Below are 1,416 nucleotides of genomic sequence, written 5' to 3' on the forward strand. Positions count from 1 at the left end.
CAATTCAATAGCTTTCATTTTAAAATCAATTGAAAAAGTTCTTCTAATTTTCCCCATAAAAAATCCCCTCCATAATAAACAGTAAAGTAACTTTCTTTCAACTGTCTACTATAAGGGGATCATATCAGGATACAGAAATCATCTTCTTGATGTTGCCTAACTTTTTTCAAAATGTCCTTTACAAAGGGTACAGATTAATATGAGGTATCTTTTTTATTTAGCAAAGATAATAGACTAAAGTTAGTATGGATATTCTTTGCTGTATTTATATGTGTCGAAATCATTTTGAAATATTGTTTGGACAAGTTGTATACATTCAGTATCATAAAAGCTTTCAAAAGTCGGATGACGGGGAAATAAAGGATCAGTAATATCGCCTTCGCTAAAATCCCCTTTATAAATCATGGCGGGAGTTTGATGATGCCATGATGTTGAGAACTCATTTATTGGTGCGGTTTTTAATTCGAAACGCTTTTCTAATTCTTTCATTTCCTGATCGAAGTTTTCTAAGTATATATAATTGGTCACATATTCTTCTTCACCAGCTATATATTGTTGTGTGAAATGTGGGTTAATATCACTTGCGTGAGCTCCTTTCATAAATAGATAGTATAGAAATTGTTTAAATGAGATCCCTTTGGAGGAATTTTCATCTTGATATAAAAACTTTCGGATGGGTTTCCATTCGGGATGTTCCATATAAGGAGGTCCAATTAAGGATACGAAAGAACTGACTGCTCTCCTATAAGGGTTACGAACGAGTTTAAAAGTTTCTTTTTGTTTTTCTCGTAGAGCTATTCCTAGTCGTACACTATAGGTAGGTGTACTTTTGTATATATCATATTCATAATTATGAATGAAAGGACTATAGCTTAGAGCGGTTTGTAATAAATCAATCTGGTAAAAGAACCACTTAGCAAGAGAAGTACAACCGCTTTTTTGACTCCAAAATAGAATGATTGGAAACTTCCTATGATAGTGTGGGCTTCTTGAATGGGAGCTTATGATGTGTAATAAAGAAGGGTTGAACAAGTTCTACACTCCTTTCAGTTATCTTATTGATATGTATGAGAAATAAAAGGGGGGTATGAGAGTCTTTTTTATCTTTTTAAAAAAATGAAAGATTAATATTGACTATTATTATATAGAGGTGTAATATAGGACAAGTCGCCGATGACAATAACGTCGCAAGCGACAAATGAAATGAAAAAACTTAGTTGACATTAACTAACGAAGATGTTAACATAAGGAAGTCGCAAATGAGCGACCAAGTAGTTCTTTGAAAACTGAACGAAACAAACAACGTGAAACGTCAATTTTTATTTTAGATGCTAGACAAACTAACTTTATTGGAGAGTTTGATCCTGGCTCAGGATGAACGCTGGCGGCGTGCCTAATACATGCAAGTCGAGCGAA

The 1,416-nt window shown here is 33.5% G+C and carries 1 protein-coding gene and 1 rRNA gene; one reads left to right on the plus strand and one right to left on the minus strand.

The window, feature by feature from the left end; genetic code table 11:
* Positions 1-240: 240 nt before the first annotated feature.
* Positions 241-1,032 (minus strand): sulfotransferase family 2 domain-containing protein, encoded by a 792-nt coding sequence (locus tag D1166_RS30860; RefSeq protein ID WP_000483020.1) that lies wholly within the window; start codon positions 1,030-1,032, stop codon positions 241-243.
* A 314-nt stretch (positions 1,033-1,346) separates the two neighbouring features.
* On the opposite strand from D1166_RS30860, the gene D1166_RS30865 reads away from it, so the two are divergent.
* Positions 1,347-1,416, plus strand: a 16S ribosomal RNA gene (locus D1166_RS30865); the annotation flags it as partial.

It is taken from the genome of Bacillus sp. ISO11 (assembly GCF_003458115.1).
Lineage (GTDB): Bacteria > Bacillota > Bacilli > Bacillales > Bacillaceae_G > Bacillus_A > Bacillus_A cereus.